The organism is Chryseobacterium sp. MIQD13, from assembly GCF_050496705.1.
Taxonomy (GTDB): domain Bacteria; phylum Bacteroidota; class Bacteroidia; order Flavobacteriales; family Weeksellaceae; genus Chryseobacterium.
Window position 1 is genome coordinate 1,231,875 of sequence record NZ_JBNWAF010000001.1, and the last position, 22,757, is coordinate 1,254,631.

22 protein-coding genes and 1 riboswitch are annotated in these 22,757 nt (G+C 37.6%); of the genes, 6 read left to right on the forward strand and 16 right to left on the reverse strand.

Annotated elements, in window-relative coordinates; translation table 11 throughout:
• Positions 1-115: 115 nt before the first annotated feature.
• On the reverse strand, positions 116-451 hold the full coding sequence (locus ACQWU4_RS05845) for a hypothetical protein (RefSeq protein WP_429934835.1): 336 nt from the start codon (positions 449-451) through the stop codon (positions 116-118).
• A 40-nt stretch (positions 452-491) separates the two neighbouring features.
• Between ACQWU4_RS05845 and ACQWU4_RS05850 the strand changes: the two genes are divergently transcribed.
• The 3 genes from ACQWU4_RS05850 to ACQWU4_RS05860 all read left to right on the forward strand — a co-directional run bounded on the left by ACQWU4_RS05850 (position 492) and on the right by ACQWU4_RS05860 (position 2,949).
• On the forward strand, positions 492-674 hold the full coding sequence (locus ACQWU4_RS05850) for a DUF5522 domain-containing protein (RefSeq protein WP_429934836.1): 183 nt from the start codon (positions 492-494) through the stop codon (positions 672-674).
• Between the two features lies 1 nt (position 675).
• A complete protein-coding gene (locus ACQWU4_RS05855; protein ID WP_429934837.1) occupies positions 676-1,203 on the forward strand; it encodes a DUF4136 domain-containing protein in 528 nt (175 codons plus the stop codon).
• Positions 1,204-1,425: 222 nt separating this feature from the next.
• Positions 1,426-2,949, forward strand: a complete 1,524-nt coding sequence (locus ACQWU4_RS05860) for an endonuclease (protein WP_429934838.1) — start codon at positions 1,426-1,428, stop codon at positions 2,947-2,949.
• Positions 2,950-3,113: 164 nt separating this feature from the next.
• Here the strand turns inward: ACQWU4_RS05860 and ACQWU4_RS05865 are convergent, their stop codons facing one another.
• From ACQWU4_RS05865 to namA, 14 genes are all read right to left on the reverse strand, one after another.
• Positions 3,114-3,767 carry a hypothetical protein gene (locus ACQWU4_RS05865; RefSeq protein ID WP_429934839.1) on the reverse strand — a complete coding sequence of 218 codons (654 nt, stop codon included), beginning with the start codon at positions 3,765-3,767 and terminating at the stop codon, positions 3,114-3,116.
• Positions 3,768-3,833: 66 nt separating this feature from the next.
• Positions 3,834-4,490 carry a hypothetical protein gene (locus ACQWU4_RS05870; RefSeq protein WP_429934840.1) on the reverse strand — a complete coding sequence of 219 codons (657 nt, stop codon included), beginning with the start codon at positions 4,488-4,490 and terminating at the stop codon, positions 3,834-3,836.
• A gap of 9 nt (positions 4,491-4,499) precedes the next feature.
• The gene (locus tag ACQWU4_RS05875) at positions 4,500-5,315 is read right to left on the reverse strand and encodes a hypothetical protein (protein ID WP_429934841.1); all 816 of its coding nucleotides are present in this window, start codon (positions 5,313-5,315) and stop codon (positions 4,500-4,502) included.
• Positions 5,316-5,323: 8 nt separating this feature from the next.
• Positions 5,324-7,987: an OmpA family protein gene (locus ACQWU4_RS05880; protein ID WP_429934842.1), complete on the reverse strand. Its 2,664-nt coding sequence runs from the start codon at positions 7,985-7,987 to the stop codon at positions 5,324-5,326.
• A gap of 11 nt (positions 7,988-7,998) precedes the next feature.
• Positions 7,999-8,487 (reverse strand): DUF4280 domain-containing protein, encoded by a 489-nt coding sequence (locus tag ACQWU4_RS05885; RefSeq protein WP_429934843.1) that lies wholly within the window; start codon positions 8,485-8,487, stop codon positions 7,999-8,001.
• A gap of 2 nt (positions 8,488-8,489) precedes the next feature.
• Entirely contained in the window at positions 8,490-9,503 is a 1,014-nt protein-coding gene (locus tag ACQWU4_RS05890; RefSeq protein ID WP_429934844.1) for a hypothetical protein, read from the reverse strand.
• A gap of 15 nt (positions 9,504-9,518) precedes the next feature.
• Positions 9,519-10,562 (reverse strand): LysM peptidoglycan-binding domain-containing protein, encoded by a 1,044-nt coding sequence (locus tag ACQWU4_RS05895; protein ID WP_429934845.1) that lies wholly within the window; start codon positions 10,560-10,562, stop codon positions 9,519-9,521.
• A 50-nt stretch (positions 10,563-10,612) separates the two neighbouring features.
• Entirely contained in the window at positions 10,613-12,028 is a 1,416-nt protein-coding gene (locus ACQWU4_RS05900) for a T6SS phospholipase effector Tle1-like catalytic domain-containing protein (RefSeq protein ID WP_429934846.1), read from the reverse strand.
• A gap of 47 nt (positions 12,029-12,075) precedes the next feature.
• Positions 12,076-13,050 carry a DUF2931 family protein gene (locus ACQWU4_RS05905; RefSeq protein WP_429934847.1) on the reverse strand — a complete coding sequence of 325 codons (975 nt, stop codon included), beginning with the start codon at positions 13,048-13,050 and terminating at the stop codon, positions 12,076-12,078.
• 64 nt (positions 13,051-13,114) lie between these two features.
• Positions 13,115-13,285: a hypothetical protein gene (locus ACQWU4_RS05910; RefSeq protein WP_429934848.1), complete on the reverse strand. Its 171-nt coding sequence runs from the start codon at positions 13,283-13,285 to the stop codon at positions 13,115-13,117.
• Position 13,286: 1 nt separating this feature from the next.
• Positions 13,287-15,218, reverse strand: coding sequence for a type VI secretion system Vgr family protein (locus ACQWU4_RS05915; RefSeq protein WP_429934849.1), 1,932 nt, complete (start codon positions 15,216-15,218; stop codon positions 13,287-13,289).
• A gap of 159 nt (positions 15,219-15,377) precedes the next feature.
• Positions 15,378-15,782 carry a type VI secretion system tube protein TssD gene (gene tssD / locus ACQWU4_RS05920; RefSeq protein WP_429934851.1) on the reverse strand — a complete coding sequence of 135 codons (405 nt, stop codon included), beginning with the start codon at positions 15,780-15,782 and terminating at the stop codon, positions 15,378-15,380.
• 186 nt (positions 15,783-15,968) lie between these two features.
• Positions 15,969-16,265 carry a DUF2752 domain-containing protein gene (locus ACQWU4_RS05925; protein WP_429934852.1) on the reverse strand — a complete coding sequence of 99 codons (297 nt, stop codon included), beginning with the start codon at positions 16,263-16,265 and terminating at the stop codon, positions 15,969-15,971.
• 6 nt (positions 16,266-16,271) lie between these two features.
• Positions 16,272-17,324 carry an NADPH dehydrogenase NamA gene (gene namA, locus ACQWU4_RS05930; RefSeq protein WP_429934853.1) on the reverse strand — a complete coding sequence of 351 codons (1,053 nt, stop codon included), beginning with the start codon at positions 17,322-17,324 and terminating at the stop codon, positions 16,272-16,274.
• A gap of 100 nt (positions 17,325-17,424) precedes the next feature.
• Here namA and cdd point away from each other — a divergent pair, with 100 nt between their 5' ends.
• The 3 genes from cdd (at position 17,425) to ACQWU4_RS05945 (ending at position 21,173) form a co-directional block, all read left to right on the forward strand.
• Positions 17,425-17,907 carry a cytidine deaminase gene (cdd, locus tag ACQWU4_RS05935; protein WP_429934854.1) on the forward strand — a complete coding sequence of 161 codons (483 nt, stop codon included), beginning with the start codon at positions 17,425-17,427 and terminating at the stop codon, positions 17,905-17,907.
• Between the two features lie 160 nt (positions 17,908-18,067).
• A riboswitch (cobalamin riboswitch) is annotated at positions 18,068-18,243 on the forward strand.
• Between the two features lie 31 nt (positions 18,244-18,274).
• On the forward strand, positions 18,275-20,116 hold the full coding sequence (locus tag ACQWU4_RS05940; protein WP_429934855.1) for a TonB-dependent receptor plug domain-containing protein: 1,842 nt from the start codon (positions 18,275-18,277) through the stop codon (positions 20,114-20,116).
• A gap of 13 nt (positions 20,117-20,129) precedes the next feature.
• Positions 20,130-21,173, forward strand: a complete 1,044-nt coding sequence (locus tag ACQWU4_RS05945) for a YncE family protein (RefSeq protein ID WP_429934856.1) — start codon at positions 20,130-20,132, stop codon at positions 21,171-21,173.
• Between the two features lie 154 nt (positions 21,174-21,327).
• Here the strand turns inward: ACQWU4_RS05945 and ACQWU4_RS05950 are convergent, their stop codons facing one another.
• Positions 21,328-22,749, reverse strand: a complete 1,422-nt coding sequence (locus tag ACQWU4_RS05950; protein ID WP_429934857.1) for a CCA tRNA nucleotidyltransferase — start codon at positions 22,747-22,749, stop codon at positions 21,328-21,330.
• Between the last annotated feature and the right edge of the window lie 8 nt (positions 22,750-22,757).

The window sequence follows — 22,757 nt, forward strand, 5'->3', positions numbered from 1 at the left end:
CGTGAAAGGATTTGTGAAATTTGTGTTATCTCTTAGATTTTATCTAAAATCCAATGATTGTTTCATATTTTTCAAGCAGGTTAAACCTCACTTCTATTGATGTTTAATGACAAATTCATTTTTCATACAAATACTTCCTGAAGTTCCAGAATTTTCTCTGCTTCAGATAATCCATATCATGTTCTTTTGCGTACGCTTCCCTTTCAAATGAGATTCTTTTATAGGCCATAAAACTGTCCTTCAGTTTAAAAAACCAGTAATAATATTCAATGACATAAACAATATAAAAGAAAATAACAAGCATTTCAAGCTGCTGTCTTAAATGGATTTTTTCGTGATTGATAAGTACTTTATTTTCCTTATCTTCGGGTTTCCTAATGAAGATAAAGGGAAAGAGAGCAATGCCGTTAATTTTTAATTTTCTTAATGGCTTTTGGCATATAATTATCATACTAACAAATATAAAGTTTTTTGACTTAGAGATTTAACTTATGGCCCAATATGACATCAAAGAAGGTGAAGACTTCTACTATAATGAACAGGGGTACAAGGTTTTTACGGAAAAATTCCATCTGAGAAGAGGATATTGCTGTAAAAGCGGATGCAGACACTGTCCTTACGGGTACGATAAAAAGACTGATACATTTATTAAAAACGATAAAAAAAATAAATAAAATGAAAAAATATATTTTTATTTTGTTAGCATCGGCTGCATTAGGCCTTACATCGTGCAGTCCATTTCAGGTACGTTCAGATTATGCTGAAACGGCTAATTTTACTACTTACAGAACCTACAAAATCAGAATTGACGATCTGAAACTGAATGACATTGATAAAGACAGAGTTTTAAACGAATTATCGAGACAGCTTCAGAGCAAAGGGCTTCAGTCCGGGGAAAATCCGGATCTGATCGTTAATGTAAAAGCGAATCATAAAAAAGTTACAGACATCACCAATAACTCTCCTTACGGAATGTGGGGATGGGGCGGCCCTTTCGGATGGGGCGTAGGAATGAGCAGAACATGGACCAGCAATTACAATGAAGGAGCATTAATCGTTGACCTCATCGACTCCAAAACAAACAAACTGGTTTGGCAGGGTATCGGAAGCGGAATTTCCGTAGATTCTCCAAAAGCCAAACAAAAACAGATTCCTGAGATCATGGCCGAAATCATGAAAAACTACCCTCCTCAGAGAAAATAAGATGATTTAAATCAATTATCATTATACCAATCCGGTGCAGTATTTCTGTACCGGATTTTTATTTATTATTTTAAAAAAAATTTAAACCATTAAAAATATTTATAGACTTAATATATTCTGTTCCAGCTCTTAAGCTAAACTGCATGCTCTACATTTTAAAATTAACAGTAATGTAATTTTTTATTCAGGAAAATATAGTATTCTTACAGAAATTTTATTAGTATGAAAAAAATTATCTTATGTACTGTAATAGCCGGGCTTGCCAATGCTCAGGCCCCTGCAGGTTATTACAATTCAGCGAACGGACTGACTGGTGCCGCACTAAAAACGGCATTAAGTTCTATTATCACCAGCGGACATCAGGACAAAGGCTACAGTGGACTTTGGACAGGATATAAAACGACTGATATTGATAAGAACTATGAAAATGACGGTTCGATCATGGATATTTATTCGGAAAAACCTTCAGGAACGGATCCTTACAAATATACACCGGGTACCAACCAATGCGGTACGTATTCTACAGAAGGCAACTGCTATAACAGAGAGCATATTGTTCCTCAAAGTTTATTCAGTGAAGCTTCACCAATGGTTTCGGATATTCATTTTATCAGAGCAACAGACGGAAAAGTGAACGGAATGAGAAGCAATTATCCTTTCGGTAAGGTAGGTTCAGCAACATTTACTTCACAAAACGGCTCAAAACTGGGAAGTTCTTCCTCTTCAGGATACGCAGGAACTGTTTTTGAACCGATTGACGAGTTCAAAGGTGATGTAGCGAGAATGATCTTCTATTTTGTAACCCGTTACCAGAGCAAACTTTCTTCTTTTTCTTCGGGTAATATGCTGGGAAGTTCTACATTTCCAGGGCTACAGACCTGGGAGCTGAATGTTCTTCTTGCATGGCACAATCAGGATCCTGTTTCGGCAGCTGAGATCACCCGAAATAATGCCTCTTATACTTATCAGGGGAATAGAAACCCTTTCATTGATAATCCTAATTATGTAGGACAAATCTGGGGCTCCAGTCCGGGAACTACCGATCCGGGAACACCAACTCCGGGTACAGACTGCGTGAATGAAACTTTCGCAACAATTCCAGCCGCCGAAGCTTCTTATACAACAAGAACCTGGACGGGAAGCGGTCTTTCATGGACTGCTACTGATGCAAGAACTGATCAAACGATCAACAGCCAAGCCATCACGGTAAGAAACGGTTCTTTAACTTCGGGAAGTTCAGCAAATGGTATCGGATCACTAACAGTAACGACTCAACTTAAGTTTTCAGGAAGTAACGGAACTTTTGATGTAAAAGTAAATGGTACAACGGTAGGAACAATCCCTTACGGTGCGACTGTAGCTACTACTACAATCAATAATATCAATATTTCCGGGAATGTTACGGTAAGCCTTGTTAATACTTCATCAAGCAACAGAGTGGCTATTGATGATCTTAAATGGACTTGTTATTCGGGAGCAGCCAAACAGGCTCAAAGAATATCGACTGATGCAAATGCCGTTCAGGAACTTCAGGTTTATCCTAACCCGATTTCAGGACAGGAAATTTTTGTAAAAGGTGATACCAAGAATGTTAAGAAGGCAGAGATCGTTAACCTTCAGGGGAAAACTCTTCAGACGATCAGCAGTCCTTTTAAAAACGGAAATTCTATAAAGACAGGAAATCTTGTGCAGGGAGTTTATCTTTTAAAGCTGGATGAGACTATGCTGAAGTTTATTGTGAAATAATCAAATTTTTAAATGATAATATTTAGCCGGTTCAATGTTTTTGGACCGGTTTTTTGTTTTTTAACGCAAAGGTTTATTTTTTTTAGTTTTGATAATTAAAAAGCCACATCATTTTGTAATGATGCGGCTTTTTTAAACATGTATTATTTCAATGTAAATCTAATTTATTTCATATAATTATACCACGGAGATCCTTGTGGAGTTGGATATTTTAATCCGAAAACCACATCATTTCTGTATGCTTCTTTGGTAACGGTCACATATTTATTTCTGATTGTTCCGTCATCTTCAATTGAAATACTCAGTATTGAATAATTTTTCCCGTCGTCCCAGAAAAAAGAAGTGGGATAAGTAAATGAATTTTTCTCTCCCTGGTTCCATGAAACTTTATCTGGTGACACTTTTTTTAACTTTTCGAAAATCTGCTTTACCAGCCTGGCATCCACCGTAGCCTGATCTGTTACTGTAGCTGTAGGTTTTCCGTGTTTGGCAGCTACTTTTTCAACAAATTCCAAGGAGCTTTTTTCAGCGGCATTGGTGTCCAGTGCCCCTACTTTTCCTTTGTATACGGTAATTCTTGTACCCATTGTATTATCTAAAGGAATATTTCCATAGGTCAAACCTTTATTTTCATCGGCATAATATTGTATTACATCCGGCTTGGAGCCTTTATCTTTCAGAAATAAATCTTTATTTTCAAAATCATATTTTTTGGCATCTTCACCTAAGGAAACGGATGACAGATCGAATGATTTATTTCCGCAGCAGATATTGATCAATACAACGAAAATCAATATTAAAAACTTTCCTTTTTTCATAATACTTTATATTTTGATTTATTAATGTGGTTCGCTCTTTATCTTTTTTGCAGGCAAAAGATCTTTTTACTGTTTCAAATATATGAATACTATACAGAATATATTGATCAATGTAAGGGCCGCCCCTGCTCCCAAAGACCACACTACTCTTTTCTTCATGCTGTATGACGTACTGTAAGTGGAAAGCAGTACAGCAAATAATGCAGCAACTCCGGTAAAAACACATCCGGCTGCAAACATGATCCAATCCAGTTCTACAGCATTTGTGCTGTCCCGGTCTTTTGCATCCGTAATTTTTATTTTCTCGCCTAATCCGGGTGGATTATTGCTTGTGATATCGAGTGTTTTTACAATTTTCCTTCCTTCTGCGTCAGTATATTCCACTTTTGGAAAAAAGATAACCTTGTCGCTGTATGTGGAAGAGCTTGGAAAGTTTTTAGCTTTTGTGATTTCTTTTTTATAGCCTACGACAGTTGCTGTATATTGCGGCTCATCAAAAGTTCTGTACGCTTTTTCCCAGAAAAAGGTGTAGGATAAAATAAATGTCAGCGCATTAATGGAGATCATCAGAACAGCAATAAAAAGGAAAAGAAAAATCTTTTCAAAAAAACCTCCTTTTCTTCCCGAATGCTCTTTTTTATCTGAAATCCTTGAAAAAATCCGGTATCCTATAAATAAGGAAAACAGAACAACTACAGCTACTAAACCTCCAAAAAAAGTCATCTTTATGAATTAAATAATACTAAAGCCTTTTTCTCTTGTTCTCATGTGAAGCTTAACTTCCATTTCGATATTTCCCTGCTTTTCAAGATCAGGGCTTTTGAACTGAAGGGGCTGTGATCCGTCTTTTTTCATAAGCCTTACCAATTTTCCGTAGCCCATGATTTCCAACTGTAAATCTGCTTCATTAAGCTCTTCTACAGCCAAATTCTGAGAAAATAATTGATTTGCACTGTCCAGAAATCTCTTCTTCCTGTCTTCCGTATAATATAAAGCCTGTTCCTGAAGTTTCATTTTTTCATGGGACATTTCCAGGTATTTTCCGGCATTGTGTTCCAGAAGTATACCTCGTATCCGTTTATAATAGTTAAGAACATCATTAAAGAGGTCTTCTTTTTTCATATCCTTAAAATCCACGGAATGCTGCCATCCATCCAATACAAAAGGAAGTTCCACTTCTATTTCACTGGCGACATTAAAAGTGGGATGGTTCACGTTTTCTGTAAGTCCGTCCCATGGGGATTCCATTTTAGGATGAAATGAAAATCGTGATGCTTTCCAGTTATCAAAATCTGCACAAAAGAAGTCTACAGACATCGTATCATCTTCATCCAGCATATTTTTCCCCAGACGCGGATACATTTTCCCTACTACCTGGTATTTTCCACTCTGCAGCAACGCCTGGTTGATCATGGTATCTCCCCCGAATCCTCCTTCTTTTGTCTCATCTCCGTACCAATCTATAACCGGAACATCATTTACATAAATGGTTCCCGAGCAATACATTCTCGGATAAACGGAATATAATGGTTTTTTAAAATTATGCATACCTGAATTTAAGTTAAATATTTTTTATCCATATAGTAGGTTTCTTCTTTCATTACCTTCTCTTCTACTTTGAAGTTACTTTTCCACCATCCTACTTCCCCTTCTATTTCTACGGAAAGAACCACTCCTGAAAATTTCAGAATAGGCTGGATAAATAATCCTGTGGAATCTGAATCTATTACAAAATCACCTCCAAAGTAAGAATCTGCTTTGGCAGCTGCTTTAAATGTAACAATCGGTTTTACTTTGGTTCCTTTTACAGTTCCTACTTCAATGCTGATGCTGAGTTCTATGGTAGCTCCCATTTTTCCTCCGATTGTGGTTTTACCCTGCATATTGATCCCATTGATGCTGTCGATTTTCAGAGCATCAACCATGATTTCAAGCTCGCCGTAAAATGTGGCTGTAAAGGTAACTGAAGCGCCCAGCTTTTCCAATCCGCCCCTGAATTTATTAATAATTCTTGCGGCGGCAGGATTACCTGTGGCTCCGTAAGAAGCTACAGCAATCGCAGCTCCAATGATATCGATAACCACTTCTGCTCCTATGAGAGGTTTAAAGCCAAATCCTACTTCACCGATCACGCTCAAAGCAGTTCTTTCGTTAATTCTTTCCAGATACCATTTTCCAACGACTGTAAACTTAGGGTATCTGACATTAAAGCCAACCGGAATTGCAGTTTGTTTCGCAGCGCTCTGGGCATAGTTTATGGCATTCTGAACGATGTTCACAGCTGTAGCGATCATTTTAGCAACCAGCTCTATTTTATCTGCAAATTCGTTGGTAAAGCTTCTTTTTTCTCTTCCGGCGTCCCATTCTGCGGATAATCCCACTCCTATGGAAATCGGTACTTTTCCGGTTTCATTCAGTCTCCATCTTCTGTACCCTGCCTGTCTGGATTTTTCCTGATGCTTGGCATATATGTTTCCAGGAGGCATATTAGCAGCTTTATAATTGGATACATTCACCTGGAATTCCAGTGCCAGTTCCCATTTTATATCCGGATATGCCTTAATTAAAACCGTCGTTCTCTTTTCATTGCTGAAATACCTGCAGCTGTGAATGTGCATGTGAAACTGGTTCGGATTGGTGGCTATAGGCCAGATATACTGTATAGGAGCAGCATTTAACCTTGATATATTGGAATACACCTTATAGTTGAAGGACGGCGGGCTGAAGGTTTGCTTGGTATCTCCGCTGTCTATTGCCTGTCCCACATCAACCATCAGGATTTGTTTTTTATGCTTGCCTTTGCTATCGCGATAGCATTCATTGGTATCAAATCCTGTAATGCCAATAGTAATATTCTTTTTTGTGGATTCTGTAGGAGCTACTACTTCATAATTGATGGTCTGGGCATCGTGGGCATTAAATACAAAAGAAATATCTACTCTTCGGTTATTTTCGTAATCTTTTTCGTTTTTAAACCTGATATTGTCCCTACCCATTTTATCGTCGGTAGGGTCTACTTCTCCTTTACCTACAGAGATTATCCTGTTGGGATCAAGGCCTCCGTCTGCAAAGAATTTCTTTACAACATCGGCTCTTCTTTGGGATAATCCTTTATTGTAATTCTGTTTCCCGATAACACAGGCATAACCGCTGAGATTCATGGTTGAGTCTTTGTGTTCCAGAAGAAACTTGAGTACATTATTGAGTATGGCTTCTCCGTTTTTGTCTATTACCGTAGAATCAAATTTATAATAAATGGTTCTTTCGATACGCTCCTGGAGATTGGCAGACTGTGCTTTTTTTATTCCCTTACCGTTATTAAAAGCCAATACAGTTGTATTACTGGCTTTCCCGTCTTTTACTTCAGTTTCTGTAATTTTTATTACTTCAAAACGACAGGGTTCCTGACGGACGGAATTTACATCGGGTTTGTATACTTTTGTAGGGGTCTGGTTCTGGCTGACGTTGGCATTGGTGGTAATCACTTTATTTTTGACATTCAGATAGATGGCATGAAGATCATCACCCCGATTATCTTTAATATATTTTTTGGAAGCGGGGTCCTGTACTTTTATATAAAATTCTTCCACATTCTGAATGTTATCCACGTAGGCCATCCAGGAGTAGGTATTTTCTATTTTTAAATTGACTTCCCCATCTATTACCTGTATATTATTGTAGGTATGAATCAGTTTATCTGCTTTTGCCGTTTGCTGGTTCCATAGTTCTACAGTAAGCCTATTTCCGTTGAGACCTTCTGTTGTCAGGTTAAGATAAACGATGTGTCCGTAGGAAATATAGTTGGCTTTATTCTGATTTTTAATGCTGTTTTTACTTCCCCTTTGAGTAGTCCATTTACTGGTCATTATTTTGGGTTCGCACCAGCCCTTCACATAAAGACCTACGTTATTTTTGGGATCTCTTTTACCTGAAAAACTGGCTTCAATATAGAACTGATAAGTTCCGCAATATTGTTTATCAATACTGAATTTATAGCCTGTAGAAGAAGGCGCCTGATAGATGATAATTTTGCGGTCGTTGGTCTGCCTCATCCAGATCACAGGTTTCTTTTTATCTTCCGCAGTTGTATCCGGCAGCCATTCCCCGACCTGAAAAGTTACATCCTGGTTGGGTACAATAGTAACTCTCTGACCCGGAACGGACATTTTAGGATAATAATTACCACCTGTAATCTTTATTTTTTTTACACCTTTTGCCATTTCTTTATCATTTAGATTGCACTATCCTGCCCTCCGTAATCAGGCTGTTCATTATACATTTCTTCGGAATCTACAAGCAGATTGATCTGCTGCTGTACATCCTGATCAGCATTTTTGAAGTTCTGCGGGCTTCCTTCCGTTCTCTGTCCGTGATCTATGATCTCAATACAAGGAGTTCCTGCAATGGCACAAACTGCCTTGCTGTCTTCTAAAATGATATATCCGCTGTTATTAAGCTGTACTTTATCATAGAAATTCTGCCACTCGGTAACCATAATTTTGCAGGGTGGCGGCGGGCTTCCCATCTTTATACAGTTTCCAAAGGTATTTTTTTCAAATGTTGCCCCTCCTATTTCTTTCGTTGTGACGATCAGTTTTTTGGAGGCATCTTTATCGTTAGCATATTCTTTCTGATGCGAGAGCACTTTGAGCTTATCCGGAGCCTGTCCGAACTGGCATTTGCACATAGCACCCTGTACTACAATATGTTTTTCTGCCATGGCTAAAATTCTTTATTTGAAATTACTAATCTGCTTAAATATTCGTTCCCGAATTCCAGACGGACAAAAGAGGAATTCATCTTAAAAGTAACAACGGTTAATGCTTTAGATGTATTTTCATCGGTATCAACTGTGATTTGATAAAGCTGTGCATTATATCTTGCAAATTTCTGCTTGCATTCTGATGGTGAACTCTCATTGAATACCAGTTCATAAGGTAATCCTGAAACGCTATCGTTGCCGTAGTACTGGATGGCGTAATATTCTTCACCGCCATTCATATTGGCGTAGATCATATTAAAATCATCAAAATCCCAGTTGGAATATTTTCCGTTTTTACAGTCTTTACATTCCAATTCACCTGGATCTACCTGTAGAAGTTTTGTAAAGGTGTCTGATGAAGCAGGCAATGTAATAAACTGTTTTTTGCTAAATAAAGCCTGTAGTTTTTTTGATACTATCTTTTTCTGGGCTGCTTTTTCTTCAAAATTGGCAATTTCAGCTGCTGCCCGTCCTGTTGCCGCAGCTGCTGCATCCATAGCCGATGGTTCATAGCTTAAGAGAAATTCTTTGATTTCTTTCTCAAGCATACCCGTGGATTTTGTCAGTTTTGTATCAACTTCTTTTTTAGACCAGCTGTCCGGGATTATTTTGTCAAGGGAAACAGTAACTTTTGTGCTTTTTGAGGACATTTTTTTCATATTGACAGTCCAGATAGCTTGCTGGATGAATTGTTTGGGCCTGGAACCGCTTTTCAAGGCCAGATCCAGATAAGGATTTTTGGTATCCGTATCATATTTCAGGTTGTAAAGATCAACAGTGGTAGAGAAATCACTATCTGAGGCAGCAGCAGCTTTAGCTTCATCCTTGGTGAAATCATTCTGAAAATAAAAAACAGAGTTTTGTAAGGTCTCAATATCTTTCGGGATATTAAATTCTGTTTTCTGCCCAAAATACAGACTGAAACTCAGTATAAAGACTAATATGGAAAGTTTATGATTTAATTGAATTTTCATGTTGTTACGTTTTTTTTAATTTGTCTGTAATTCAGCAACTACTATGGATATCTTCTTTTTCTTCTCAAGGTCTATGCTGCATTCCAGATACATGGATTTCAGAAGTAAAGTTTCTCCGTGCAGATAGGCGACTATTCTGAAATTTCCTTTATGATTCATCACCGGATTGTCTTCAATGATCATTGAAAAGGGCGCTTTATTTATAAAATCGTATGCTGATCTTTCATCATTCAGTCTTCCTTCCCCTTCTATATTAACCAAATCGGATTCGCCTTTCAGCGGATCTATCTCTAATTTAATTTCATATTTCGGTTCTACAGGGTTATTCACGACAGGAAAGCTTTCATCCATTTCTATCTGATAATCCGGCCCGAAACGCTGATATATTCCAAAGAATAACGTTCTGATGAAATAATCATTTTTAAGATAAAGAACCATCGCATCCGGCTCAAATATTACTTTTTCTATCTTTTCACAATAGGTATCAACTGTTTCTCCGTCAAATTCTTTATAAACCTCTTCTTTTACAGCAGACCATCTTTCTTTAAATACGGAAAGGTTTTCTACATCATTGAATTTTCCCTGTTCATCTACACTGATCTGTAGCGGATATAAGACTTTTGAAGTTTTATAGGCGAGCAGATCAGCTATTTCATTGACTTCTTCTTCATTCAGATACAGGTTTGAAGTCCTGTCTATTTCAAAAAAATGAAGTCCACCCTCCTTTTTCAGCCAGCGTACTGAAGTTTCATATTTCAGTTCGTTTTTATACTCACCGTTTTCAATGGTAATAGTAGTTCCATATTTACTGAATGAATTTTCCGGCTGAAAAATCAAACTGTTTGCCCTCCCGAATTTTACCAGTCTGCTTTTATCTGTTACAACAGTTCTGGGAAGAAAAAGTTCTTTCTGGCCTGTAAGCTCAATCAGGATCATATCTTTTACGCTGCCGTGGTTATTATGAAATAACTTTAAAGCTTCAGTATCCAAATTATAGAGTGAACTTATGCTTTTTAAGCTTTCTCCTTTCTGAATGGTATGTATATTAAATTTCTGCATAAATAATCCGGCATCAGTATTCTTTATCTGGAAATTGTATTAATGTTTATTTAATGGTGTACTCTTACTCTGTCTGATGTAGGATCCATTCCTATACCTTCTCTTCTTGCTGAACGGTGCAGATACTTATTTCTGAGTATTCTGAGGTCATCCTGCTCTTTCATTTCTCTCTGATAGTCTGCATATTTCTGCTGCGGTATTGATGCTCCTCCGTAGGTGGTCTCAATTTCTTTATACCTCTTAAAGATGTATTGTTTTCCGTCTCCCATAGCATAAGGTCTCAAACGGTTTTTTACTCTTACCAGCAGTTCATCGGATGAAACGGAATATTTTTCGTCGGTAATTTTTTTAATAGTAAGAGGAACTGTTTTCTGAACCCCATATTCCGCCATAAAATGTAAGGGGATATAGCTGTATGCTTTTTTAATAAGCTTACGTTCTCCCCTTAATGCCAGGTAAAATCCGGGAGTAATGGTAAGCTCTTCTTCTTTATACCAGGATTCTGCTACAAGCTCGTTTTTAAATTCCTTTAATTTCGCACTCGTGGTCCAGGATGTCTCAAGTTCTTCCCAGATTTCCGGACCGTCTTCATAGGCTCCGCCAACATCACAATGTACACCTGGAAATATTTTCTCTATACCTACAAGTACATTGGTAAGATCAAAATTCTCCCTGTGCTCGTTTTCAGCTACAAAATGAATGACGTTTTGTGCCCTCGTGATATCATTCAGGCTCAATTCTTTCACATCATTATGAAAATTCGGTGTGGCAGAAAAGTTTTTGGAATAAGACGAAACGGTATCATAAATTCCCAGAAACCTTACTTTAAGCACATCAATTTTAATTCCGGCTTCTTCCAGTTTAAGCCCCAGATGCCCCCATTTTGGAAGTTCTTCGCCCTCTACCCCTGTTCCGTCGCTGTCATAACGGGAAGTTACCGTCATACCCTCATATGAAACAGTAGTAGTGGTCGCCTTATATTCTGATTTTCCTATTTCATGTACGAAATTACGGGCAGCAGCAGCACCCCTGCTGAAACCGAAAACATCAAAAGTAAGAACTGCAATTTTATCTGCTTTTTTTGCATTCTTGATGTTTTTTACTTTTTTTACGATCTCTTCACAGCCTTTTCTTACCTTTGATCTGATCCCCGTAGCACCTGTTCCAAAGGCATAACCAAGCATAGAATCTTCTTCCTTATCTTCCGTACCGATTCCTTCTATATAGATGCCAAAATTTTTATCATAATTGTCCCATAACCTTGCTACATTGCTCCAGTCGTTATTATAACTGTTGTTATCACTGGGCTTGCCACCGTTTTTTTTATAATCGGCAGTTTTGTTTTTTCTTTCTGTAGTATTGGTTTTATTGTTCAGAGTCCCGTCAAAAAATACCCCAAGAGTAATGTCTAATACTTCCTCTTTGGATATTTCCGGTGTATAATCTCCAAATTTATTATTGTGCATGGTTCTTATTTTATTTTTATTGACAGACTATTTTAAAGGAATTCTGCTTATTCTATTTTACGTGAAAGCCTGATCTTTGCTTTTGTAACGGGTACCTCTTCACTGTCGCTCTTTAATGATAAAGCAGCTCCGGCATTATCTGCACTGACTTTGATAACAAAGTTTATATTTTTCTCTTTTCCCAATTTCCGGAATAATTCAAAAATTTCTTTTTCATCAAAAGCATCTACCCAAACTGCATATCTGTTTTTATTCTTATCTCTCCAGTAAAATCCGCAGAACTTTGGAACAGCCCTTTTTTTATAAGTATCAGCCGTAAGACTTTCTCCGAAGAGATTTTCCTGTTCACCGTTATAATTGGTAAACCCAAAATCAATCCATTCACTGCCCTCCGGCAAAATCACTGAAGGTTTCCAACTGTATCTTTCTCTGTATATATCATAGATGTCCGGAGAAGGATATCCATCTTTTTCTATTTTAGCCCTGATTTCGGGTTTAAAGGTTTCATAAGAGGGATCTTTCAACATTCTGTCCGCATAGCCGTCTTTCAGCATGTACTGTGCATTTTCATATGCCTTTTCTTTCGTGATAATGGTATCATGAGCCTGGAAAACCCCTACTTCTTTCTGATTTCCCGGACCGTTGACCCACAGAACCACACGTCCTTTTGGTGCAAGACCTACAATAAAATTACTGTATGTCGTTTTTTTGCCATTATCCTGATCCGTGAAACCCTTATCAAAAAGATCTTTTATTTTTTCTTTATCCAGGTCCCATTTTCCGGTATAAAATTTATTTTCAACCAAAGAGTACCATGTAAATTCCAGTTTATTGGGAATATCCATCTGGCCGGTTTCTACACTCATTGTTCCGCCCTCATTTCCCCAGCCTGTATTCTGTGTACCCCAGATGGCATCAAAATCATAGGTAAAATCATCTGCAATGATGGCTCCCCTGTAAATTTCCATCGGGTATTCCTGTGGTGCCGAAAGGGTTCCCAGCCAACTGTATTTCTGTTCCATTTTTTTATTTTGACAATTGATTAATGAGAAACTACTTACAATAAAAAGAATCAGGATTCTTAATTTACTTGTTTCCATGAGACATTATTTTCTTGTTGCTTGCCAAAACAAGGTTATTTTTCTGTGCCTCCACATTAATTTTCTGAGCAATTTTTTCAACCTTTTTACCGACATTCAGTTGATAAGAGTCCGTGACTTTTATCTGTATATTCTTAGCTGTTTTGATGATCGCCATATCAGAAAAGTTTTGATTTTTCAGCACTGTTGAATTCCACAATCTTACCGCTCTGCATTGTCATGTTTTCAAGTTCGCTGAACATGGATATTTCACCGGCTATCTCATTGGAAGTTTCAGACTGCCTTTTGAATTCTTTTTCCACCATTTCAGATCTGGTATCTGAAGATTCACGGATATCTCCGGAGGCTGTCTGTACAATATCTTTCCCTGCGGTAGAAATAATGCTTTTATTGGCAGAACTGTTAATGCCTTCTCCTGCACTGATGGAAATTTCTTTTCCGGCAGTCATATTGATATTATCTCCAGCGTTCAGGCTGAAATTTTTAGGGGCTTTCATACTGATATTTCCGGCACCGTCCATGAAATAGATATTTCCGCTTGGATCCATGATCTTTACACTTCCTTCTTCATCATTCATCAAAATTCTGATTCCGCTTCTCGTCTGGATAGATTTCAGATGGTTATTGACTCCACCGCCTAAAGCCACTCCTCCATGGAACATCCCTCCCATTACGAAAGGTCTGTCCGGATGGCTGTGAACAAAGTTGACCATCACCTGATCTCCCACTTCGGGAATAGCAACGTATCCCCTGTTTTGTGTAATCTGGTCTGTTCCTCCCGCATCAGGACTCATCATCCTGATAAAATTAGTGGTATCATTTGTCTGCCAGTCAAACTGTACCTGTATTCTTCCCTGCCCTTCCGGATCTGTATTTGATATTACCACTGCAGTCTGCGGTTCAGCTTTTGGTATTTTGTATTCCGGTCTTGGAAGAAATCCTGTATCTGCTGCTATTCCTGTAAAACTTCCTGTATAATGTCCTATCGTATCAATCTCATGTTCCGCTTCTGTGATCATGATTCTCGTAAAATAGGAGGTTTCATTGGAATCCTGTTTTCTCATCTGAACATCAGCTATGCATCCCGGATGAAGGAATGGAACTGTTGTATTTCCTGAAATAGAAAAAACATTCACGGCTACACTTCCTGAAGCACTTTTCTGGGAATATTCTACATCCAGGTGTGTGGTTGCTTTGATTGGAGCTATCTGAAGTGCAGGTGTTTTATAAATATTGTTGTTATGGTCATAAGCCGTCTTGGCAATATCACTTACATGCTGGATAGGTGTAGAACCGGAAGTAAGTTTTTCGTTTTTATTGCTGTTGTATCCGTAAAACTGTGGCTTGGTATGCATTGCTTTCAACTCAACCTTAATATCGTTGGCACTGCTTCCGTAAGTAAGGATAATCGGTTTGTTCTGAGGTGGCAGTTTCCCAAAGTGAAGAACTTCACCGTCGTAATAAAACTGTTCACCATACGCTTCAGCCATTCTTGCCAGATAATTATAGTGGGTTTCGTCGTATTGGCTGCTGTATATGATCTGGGAAAAATTATTGGCTTCTACCCTGACATCAAATCGGCCTTTATCAATTCCCTGCTTGATAATTTCATCTGCAATAATTCCAATGTTGACCGGCTGACTTCCACCAAAACTTTGAATATGCGAAGCACCATCCAAAAGAATCGTAGGACTGCATCCTGTAAGCACAATATTTCCAAGGCTCATCTTTTCCTGGCTAAAGGCTACTCCTGTAATGATTCCTACAAAAGTTCTCTCCGGGCTGTTATCTATATCTTTATAGGAAATAACCGCTGTAAGACGTTTTCCCAGAAATTTATTGGCATCTTCCAGCGAATGGGTCTGGCGGTCGCCTAAAGCATCATGGGCAAGGGTAAGGGTAAATTCGTGATGATTTTGGGTACTCTGTTTAAGTTTAAAATGTTTATAAAATTTGATAATTGTTCCTTCTATGACTAAGGAAAGCTTTACCAGACGGTTGATTCCGGCATGATGATTTTCGGACACTCCGTCTGCATTCTGTGCCGGACGAAAATTGTTCCCTTTTGATTTTTCAGGTGTATTAGACATATTTTATAAAGTGATTTGCGTTAAAATGTGTATATTATTCATCCAATCGGGAGTTTTTGAAAATAAACAAAAAGTCCTTGTCAGCAAATAGCATTCACAACAGGTAAAAAAAGACCGTCTTGGTGGGACAGTCTCTTTGTATTTTGTACTACTGCGGACCTAGCTTAATGGCCAGAATCCGTCATATAGTGAATTTCCGTAGCTAATGCTTTCCGCGCTTACTACAAAGCTAACCAGCATACTGTTGCTGTCTACAGCATCAAAATCCACTTCATGCTGGATCACATATCCGTTTTCCCATTTCAAAGTAATCAAAGTACCTTCTTCATGGGATTTGTTAAAGGTAATTTCACCGCTTGTCGGCTTATACTTACTGTTCAATAAACTTTCAAGAATGTCAGATTTTTCAGTTGCTTCTACTGTTATTTTGACCAAAGCATTCGATGGATCAGACGCTACACGTCCTGAAACATCTGTAGATCTTGATACGCTGTAATTAAGCTTTAACAGCTTTTGCCCTTCTCCTCCATTGAATTTTAAAATTCCTCTTGAATTTCCTGCCATATTCTTATATTTTAATCATTAATGATTATACTATTCCTAATTCCTAAAGTTTGTCTAACAAAGATAGACTTCATGCTCTAATTTAAAAAGTTTTTATCAAACAGTTTTACATTTTGTAGTAATTCTACGACTTTTCTACTACACTTCTTAATTAAACATTAAAAAAATATAGCTTATCGCTTTATTTCATCCATGAGAATGAATGTAAAAATGTTTATAATAATAGGAAGCGATCATAATAATCAGATTTACTACAATCATAATCATCAGAATACTGCTGTATCTCCTTTTTTTATCTACAAAACTCAGACCTAAAGTACAAAAAAACAGCAGCAATGTATAAACTGCCGGATAAAGATGAAAAGCTTCTGCAAACCGTCCTTCAAATACAAGCACAATTGCTCTCTGGGCACCACATCCCAAACATTCTATTCCCAGAAATTTCTTGCTGGGACAGGTCAGCATAAAGTCTTCCACTTTCATTTCGTGTTATGATGAAATTTTTGCTCTTGCGTACTGATGGGGGAAGAAGCAGTCTTCTTTCATGTCAAATGATCCCTGAACAGCAATATATGGGTTTCTTAAAATCTCTCTTGCCACAAATATAAGATCTGCATCACCCTTTTCCAGAATATCTTCAGCCTGCTCTATTTTTGTGATCAATCCCACAGCCCCGGTTTTTACTCCGGCTTCTCTTCTGATGTGGGATGAAAAAGGAACCTGATACCCATCAAATACAGGTATTTTTGCCCCATGAATATTCCCGCCGCTTGAAACATCCACCAGATCAACGGAATGTTCTTTTAAAACTTGGGCAAGCTTTATACTGTCATATATATTCCATCCGTTTTCGATATATTCAGTACCGGAAATTCTTACAAATAAAGCTGTATTCTCATCCAGTTCTTCATTAACAGCGTCTATTATTTCCAGTAGAAAACGGATTCTGTTTTCAAAGTTTCCACCGTATTCATCTGTTCTGATATTGGAAAGCGGTGATAAAAACTGATGAACCAGATATCCATGAGCTCCATGAATTTCTATAACATCAAAACCTGCTTTTACAGCTCTTTTTGCCGCGTTTTTAAAATTCTGAACCCGTTCTTTGATTTCATCAACAGTCAGGACATGCGGAATTCTTTCTGTAGGATGATATGGAACAGCACTTGGCGCAACAGTTTCCCAGCCTTCTTCAACAGGAATCTGCAGATTGTTCCAGGTAGATCCTTTTCTTCCGGCATGGGCAAGCTGAATTCCTATTTTACTTTCCGAACGGGAATGAACAAAATCAACAATTTTCCTGAGTTCTTCTGCCTGCTGATCATTCCAGATACCCATGCAGTGATTGGTAATTCTTCCCCTCGGCTCAACTCCTGTGGCTTCAACCATAATAAGTCCTGTTCCTCCCTGAGATCTGCTCCCGTAGTGTACAAAATGAAAATCATTAGCCAAACCATCTTCACACGAGTACATACACATCGGAGACATTACCCATCTGTTTTTTAATTCTACGTTTCTGAATTTTATTGGTGTATATAACATTTTACGTTTTTGAGTTTCAATTTAATGGATGAATAAAAATCTTGCCCAACTGGTGAAAAAGGAGTAATTTTAGCGCCCCTTTTTTAGTCATGACTAATATATGAAAAAAGACATACAGATCAGTTACGAGCATTTTAAAAACAGCAGTGAGCTGAATGATATAGAGCAAAAATTATTCGAAAGTGCCAAACAGGCCCGTGAAAATGCTTATGCACCTTATTCGAATTTCCTTGTAGGATGTGCAGTTTTACTGGAAAACGGTGAAATTTATTCGGGTAACAACCAGGAAAATGCGGCCTATCCATCAGGATTGTGTGCGGAAAGAACTACTCTTTTCTGGGTAGCAGCTAACTTCCCTGATGTAAAAGTGAAAAAGATTTTTGTAGTGGGAGGTCCTAAGGAATTCCATGAGAAAAACCCTCCTATTCCGCCATGTGGAGCCTGTCGCCAAAGTTTAATAGAATATGAAACGAAACAGGACGAAAATATTGATCTTTATTTTTCAAGCATGAATGATGAAGTGGTGAAGGTGCATTCCATCAAGGATCTTTTACCTTTCTATTTTGATTCATCATTTTTGTAAAAGGAATTTTCATCAATTGTGAATTTTGTTCCACAAGTGAGTGGTCAGTTTGAAAAGCTGTAAATATCTTTCATAGACTGTCGTGTGCAGCAAAATTCACTACTCATTATTCCCTTTTGTCCTTTAACTTTTCCCTTTTTGTGAAATACATTTAAAACATTATCTTTGCAAAAATTTTGGTTTCCAGCATTTTGGAAATAATAGGGAATTGGGTGTAACTCCCAAACTGTCCCCGCAACTGTAGATCGCAATAAGAATTTCTGTAAAAAGTCACTGTTCACACGGGAAGGCACAGAAAGCGAAAGTCAGGAGACCTGCCAGAATTATAACTAAAAACGGATTGCTTTCGGAGGAAAAGTAAAATTGTATGGATATAAAAAGGTCTTTATTACTGCTTTGTACATCTTATGGCAGCTTTCTTTTGGGACAGGAGAAAGCGATTGATACCATTTATATTTTTGACAGCCAGATGAGCAAAGTGAAGCTTTTTCATCCGGTACGTACAATTACGCAAAAAGACATCGAGAAAAACTCAACCAATCTTTCTGATCTTTTACGCTTTCAATCTTCCATTTACATTAAAGAAAACGGACGTGGAGCTGTTTCTTCACCTTCTTTCAGGGGAACGACTGCCCAACAAACTGCTTTTGTATGGAACGGAATTAATATCAACTCAAGTTTTTTAGGACAGGGAGATGTAAATAATATACCTCTTTTCGGATATGACCAGATTGATTTAAAAGCCGGTGGAGGAAGTGTTGTTTATGGAAGCGGAGCTATCGGAGGAAGTATTCATTTAAATAATATTCTGGATTTCAACAGGGGATTTAAGGCTTCTGTTTATTCGGAAGCGGCTTCTTTTGATACTTATAATAATTTTGCCCAAGCTTCTTTCAGTAATGACAAGTTAAGCGTTAAGGTTTCGGGAAGTTATTTAACGAGCCAAAATGATTATAAAGTTCCTGAATTTGTTGTAGGAAGTACAGGGTTCAGCAATATCAACGGAAAGTACTACAATACTTCATTCAATATTGGCGTTTCTTATAAAATCGCTGATCACCAGACCATTTCATGGCAGAACCAGATGTTTGATGCTTCACAGCATTATCCTGTTTTCGAGCAGAACGGCAATAAAACAAAATATAATGCACAGACTTTGAGAAGCCTGATTGCATGGGATATTAATAAAAGTAATCTTTCCAACAGTCTAAAGGCTGCTTACACAGAGGATAATTTCCAGTATTTTTCAGATCTTAATCTACCTAAAACCAGCGGAGCGGAAGGGAAAAATTATATTTTCAAAAATGATTTCAACTATTTCATCACTCCAAAGATTAATATTAATGCTATCGGGGAATTTCAGGTGAATAAGGGTGAAGGTTATCAGTCCGGGTTGGGAACTATCAGCAGGAATGTAGGTTCTTTAGCCGGTATGATCAGGTATTTTGCCACAAAAGATCTTCGTATCGAAGCGGGGATCAAAAAAGATTTTGTAGAAGGTATTTCGTCACCTCTTCTGTATTCTTTTTCAGGAAAATGGGATGCTTTAAGATGGTATCATGTGGGGGTAAGTTTTTCAAGAAATTTCAGATATCCTTCTTTTAATGATCTCTACTGGCAGCCGGGCGGAAATCTGGATTTAATGTCTGAAACTTCCACGAATATTGATATGAACAATGAGTTCAGCTTCGGGGATTTTAAAGTGGTATTAAGTCCTTATTATATGGACATTAAAAATCTTATCAACTGGCTTCCGACTCCATATGGATACTGGGCTCCTTTCAATACATCCAGCGCTGAATATTATGGTCTGGAATCTCAGATTACCTGGAACAAAACATTCGGGAAGCATGCTTTGAAACTGGACGGGGGCTATACATATTCAAAATCCGTGAACAAGGATACACAAATGCAGATGATGTACGTTCCGCTTCACAAAGCTGTCGGAAATATTGAGTATGGTTATTCTTTCCTTAAGTTATATGCTCAGGGGTTATTCAATGGTCTTACTTATACTTCTACGGATGAGAACAGATCCACAGCGATTGATTCTTATTTTATTTTAAATACAGGTATTTCTGCCACACTTTTGAAAAAGTACACTTTAGGGTTTAAAGTGAATAACATCACCAACACTGTTTATCAAACTGTATCTTATTATCCGATGCCGAAAAGGAATTACAGTGTTTATGCAACAATTAATTTTTAAACTTAAAAATATTATGAAACTGAACAAATTTCTACATCTTCTTCTTGCTTTTACACTTCTTTTAGGTATTGTATCCTGTAGCAGTGATAATAATGATGAGCAGGAAATATTTTATGGCAACGGTTTTTTAATCGCTAACGAAGGTACTTTCGGAAAACCGGAAGGAGACGTAACGTTTGTAAGCGCAGACCTGAACCTTAAGCAGGATAATGTTTTTGCACTGAATAACGGAGGCGCGAAATTGGGTGATGTTTTACAGATGATTGCTTTCAATGGTGAAAATGCCTATCTGCTACTGAATAATTCTAACAAAATTCAAATTGTAAACCGTTACAATTTTAAAGCAAACGGTGAAATTACAGCCGAGCTTAACACTCCCCGCTATATGGCTTTTGCCAATAACAACATTTATGTAACGAACGATAAGTATTTAGGTGATAAGTTTGTAAGCATTTATAAAGCTTCAGACCGCTCTTTCATCAAAAAAATATCTTTCACAGATGCTGCTGAAAGAATTGTAGAGGCCGGAAACAATATCTTCGTACAGAATGCTTCATTCGGTTATGGAAATAAGATTTCGTATATCAATACTTCTACGAATGATGTTCAGTCTACAATTACTTTACCAAGCGGAAACATCAATAAGATTATTTCAAGCAATCAAAATGTATATGCTATTGCTGCCGGAACTTCTGATTCTTATATCTACCAGATCTCAAGCACAGGAAGTATTACAAAAACCACTACTTTAACAGGTATTGCCAATGCTACCAATCTTGAAATTGCGAACGGTAAATTTTATTTCACTTCAGGAAAAAAAGTATACGGGATGGATATGAGTGCTGCAACAGTGCCTGCATCTCCTTTATTCACTGTAGCTAACGGGGTTGATGATTATTCTCCTTTATATGGATTCAGTGTAATCAATGATAAAATTTTCACTTCGGATTCAAATGGATTTACCCAGGGCAGTAAGATTGTAGTGTATTCTACTTCAGGATCTGTGATCAGATCATTCACTGCAGGTATTGGTTCAAACTCAGTTTATGCTAACTAGAAATTTAATACTTCGGTATTATATATAAATTTTTATTTTTTTTCATCATTTGTGTTTTTTTCAGGCCGCTTCTTCGAAGAAGCGGCCTGATTTTATTAAGGGAAATGGCTACGGCGGGACTTTGTCCCGCCGTAGCCGTTTATATATTAAAAGTTTAATGATACTTCAGTCCCAATTTTTCAGCTTCAGCAATCACAAATTTTTCAGCTTCCTGCTTATCATTGGCAATCTCCCCTTCCAGAATCGCTTCCTTTACCTTTTCTTTAAGGATTCCGATCTCTTTTCCGGGCTGCAGATTAAACATCTTCATAATTTCTTCTCCGGTGATCGGCGGTTGAAAATTACGCACCTGGTCTTTTTCCTCCACTTCTTTGATCTTCACCGCTACGTATTCAAAATTCTTTTTGAATCTTTCCTGTTTTTTAGAGTTTTTGGTTGTAATATCTGCCTTGCAAAGGGTAAACAGATCTTCCAGATTTTCACCTGCATCAAACAGAAGTCTTCTCAATGCAGAATCTGAAGCATCATCAGTAATTAAAGCAATAGGGCGGGATGAAAGCTTTACCATTTTCTGGACATATTTCATATCACTTCCCAATGGCTGTTTCAGTCTGTGAAAAAGAGTTTTCACCATTTTTGAGCCTAAGAACTCATGTCCGTGAAAAGTCCAGCCTGTGCCTTCTACGAATTTTTTGGTAGGTGCCTTTCCAATGTCATGCAATAATGCTGACCAGCGCAACCACAAATTATCCGTATTTTCAGATATATTGTCCACCACTTCCAAAGTATGGTAAAAATTGTCCTTATGAGTCTGTCCTTCTACTTCTTCTACTCCTTTCAGTTCTATCAGTTCAGGAATAACCAGCTTTAAAAGTCCTGTTTCTTCCATTAATCCAAGTCCTACGGAAGGTTTTTTAGACATCATGATCTTATTGAATTCCACCATGATTCTTTCCATGGAAACAATCTTGATCCTTTCCGCTTCCTGCTTGATAGCATTCAAGGATTTTTCTTCTATAGTAAAGTTTAATGTTGAAGCAAAACGGACCGCTCTCATCATCCTCAACGGGTCATCAGAATAAGTTTGAGCAGGTTCTAAAGGCGTTCTTAAAATTCCTTTTTCAAGATCTTCGATTCCATCGAAAGGATCGATCAGCTCTCCAAAATTGGTCTTATTTAAAGAAATTGCCATCGCATTGATAGTAAAATCCCTTCTTTTTTGATCATCTTCCAGTGTTCCTCCTTCTACTTCCGGTTTTCTGCTGTTCTCCGTGTAACTTTCTTTTCTGGCACCCACAAATTCCAGCTCAAGATCTTTATATTTAATCATAGCTGTTCCGTAAGTTTTGAAGACTGAAACCTTCATTTTCGGATCAATATCCTTTGCGACAGTTTGTGCAAGCTCAATTCCGCTCTGTTCCGTCACAAAATCAATGTCTGTGGAAGCTGTTCTCTTCATCAGAAGATCACGGACATAGCCACCGACAATATACACTGATTGATTATTTTTTTCAGCAGCTTCAGCAATGATCTTGAATAATTTTAAATTTTTATTTTGAGTAAGATTAATTTTCATCTTAATAA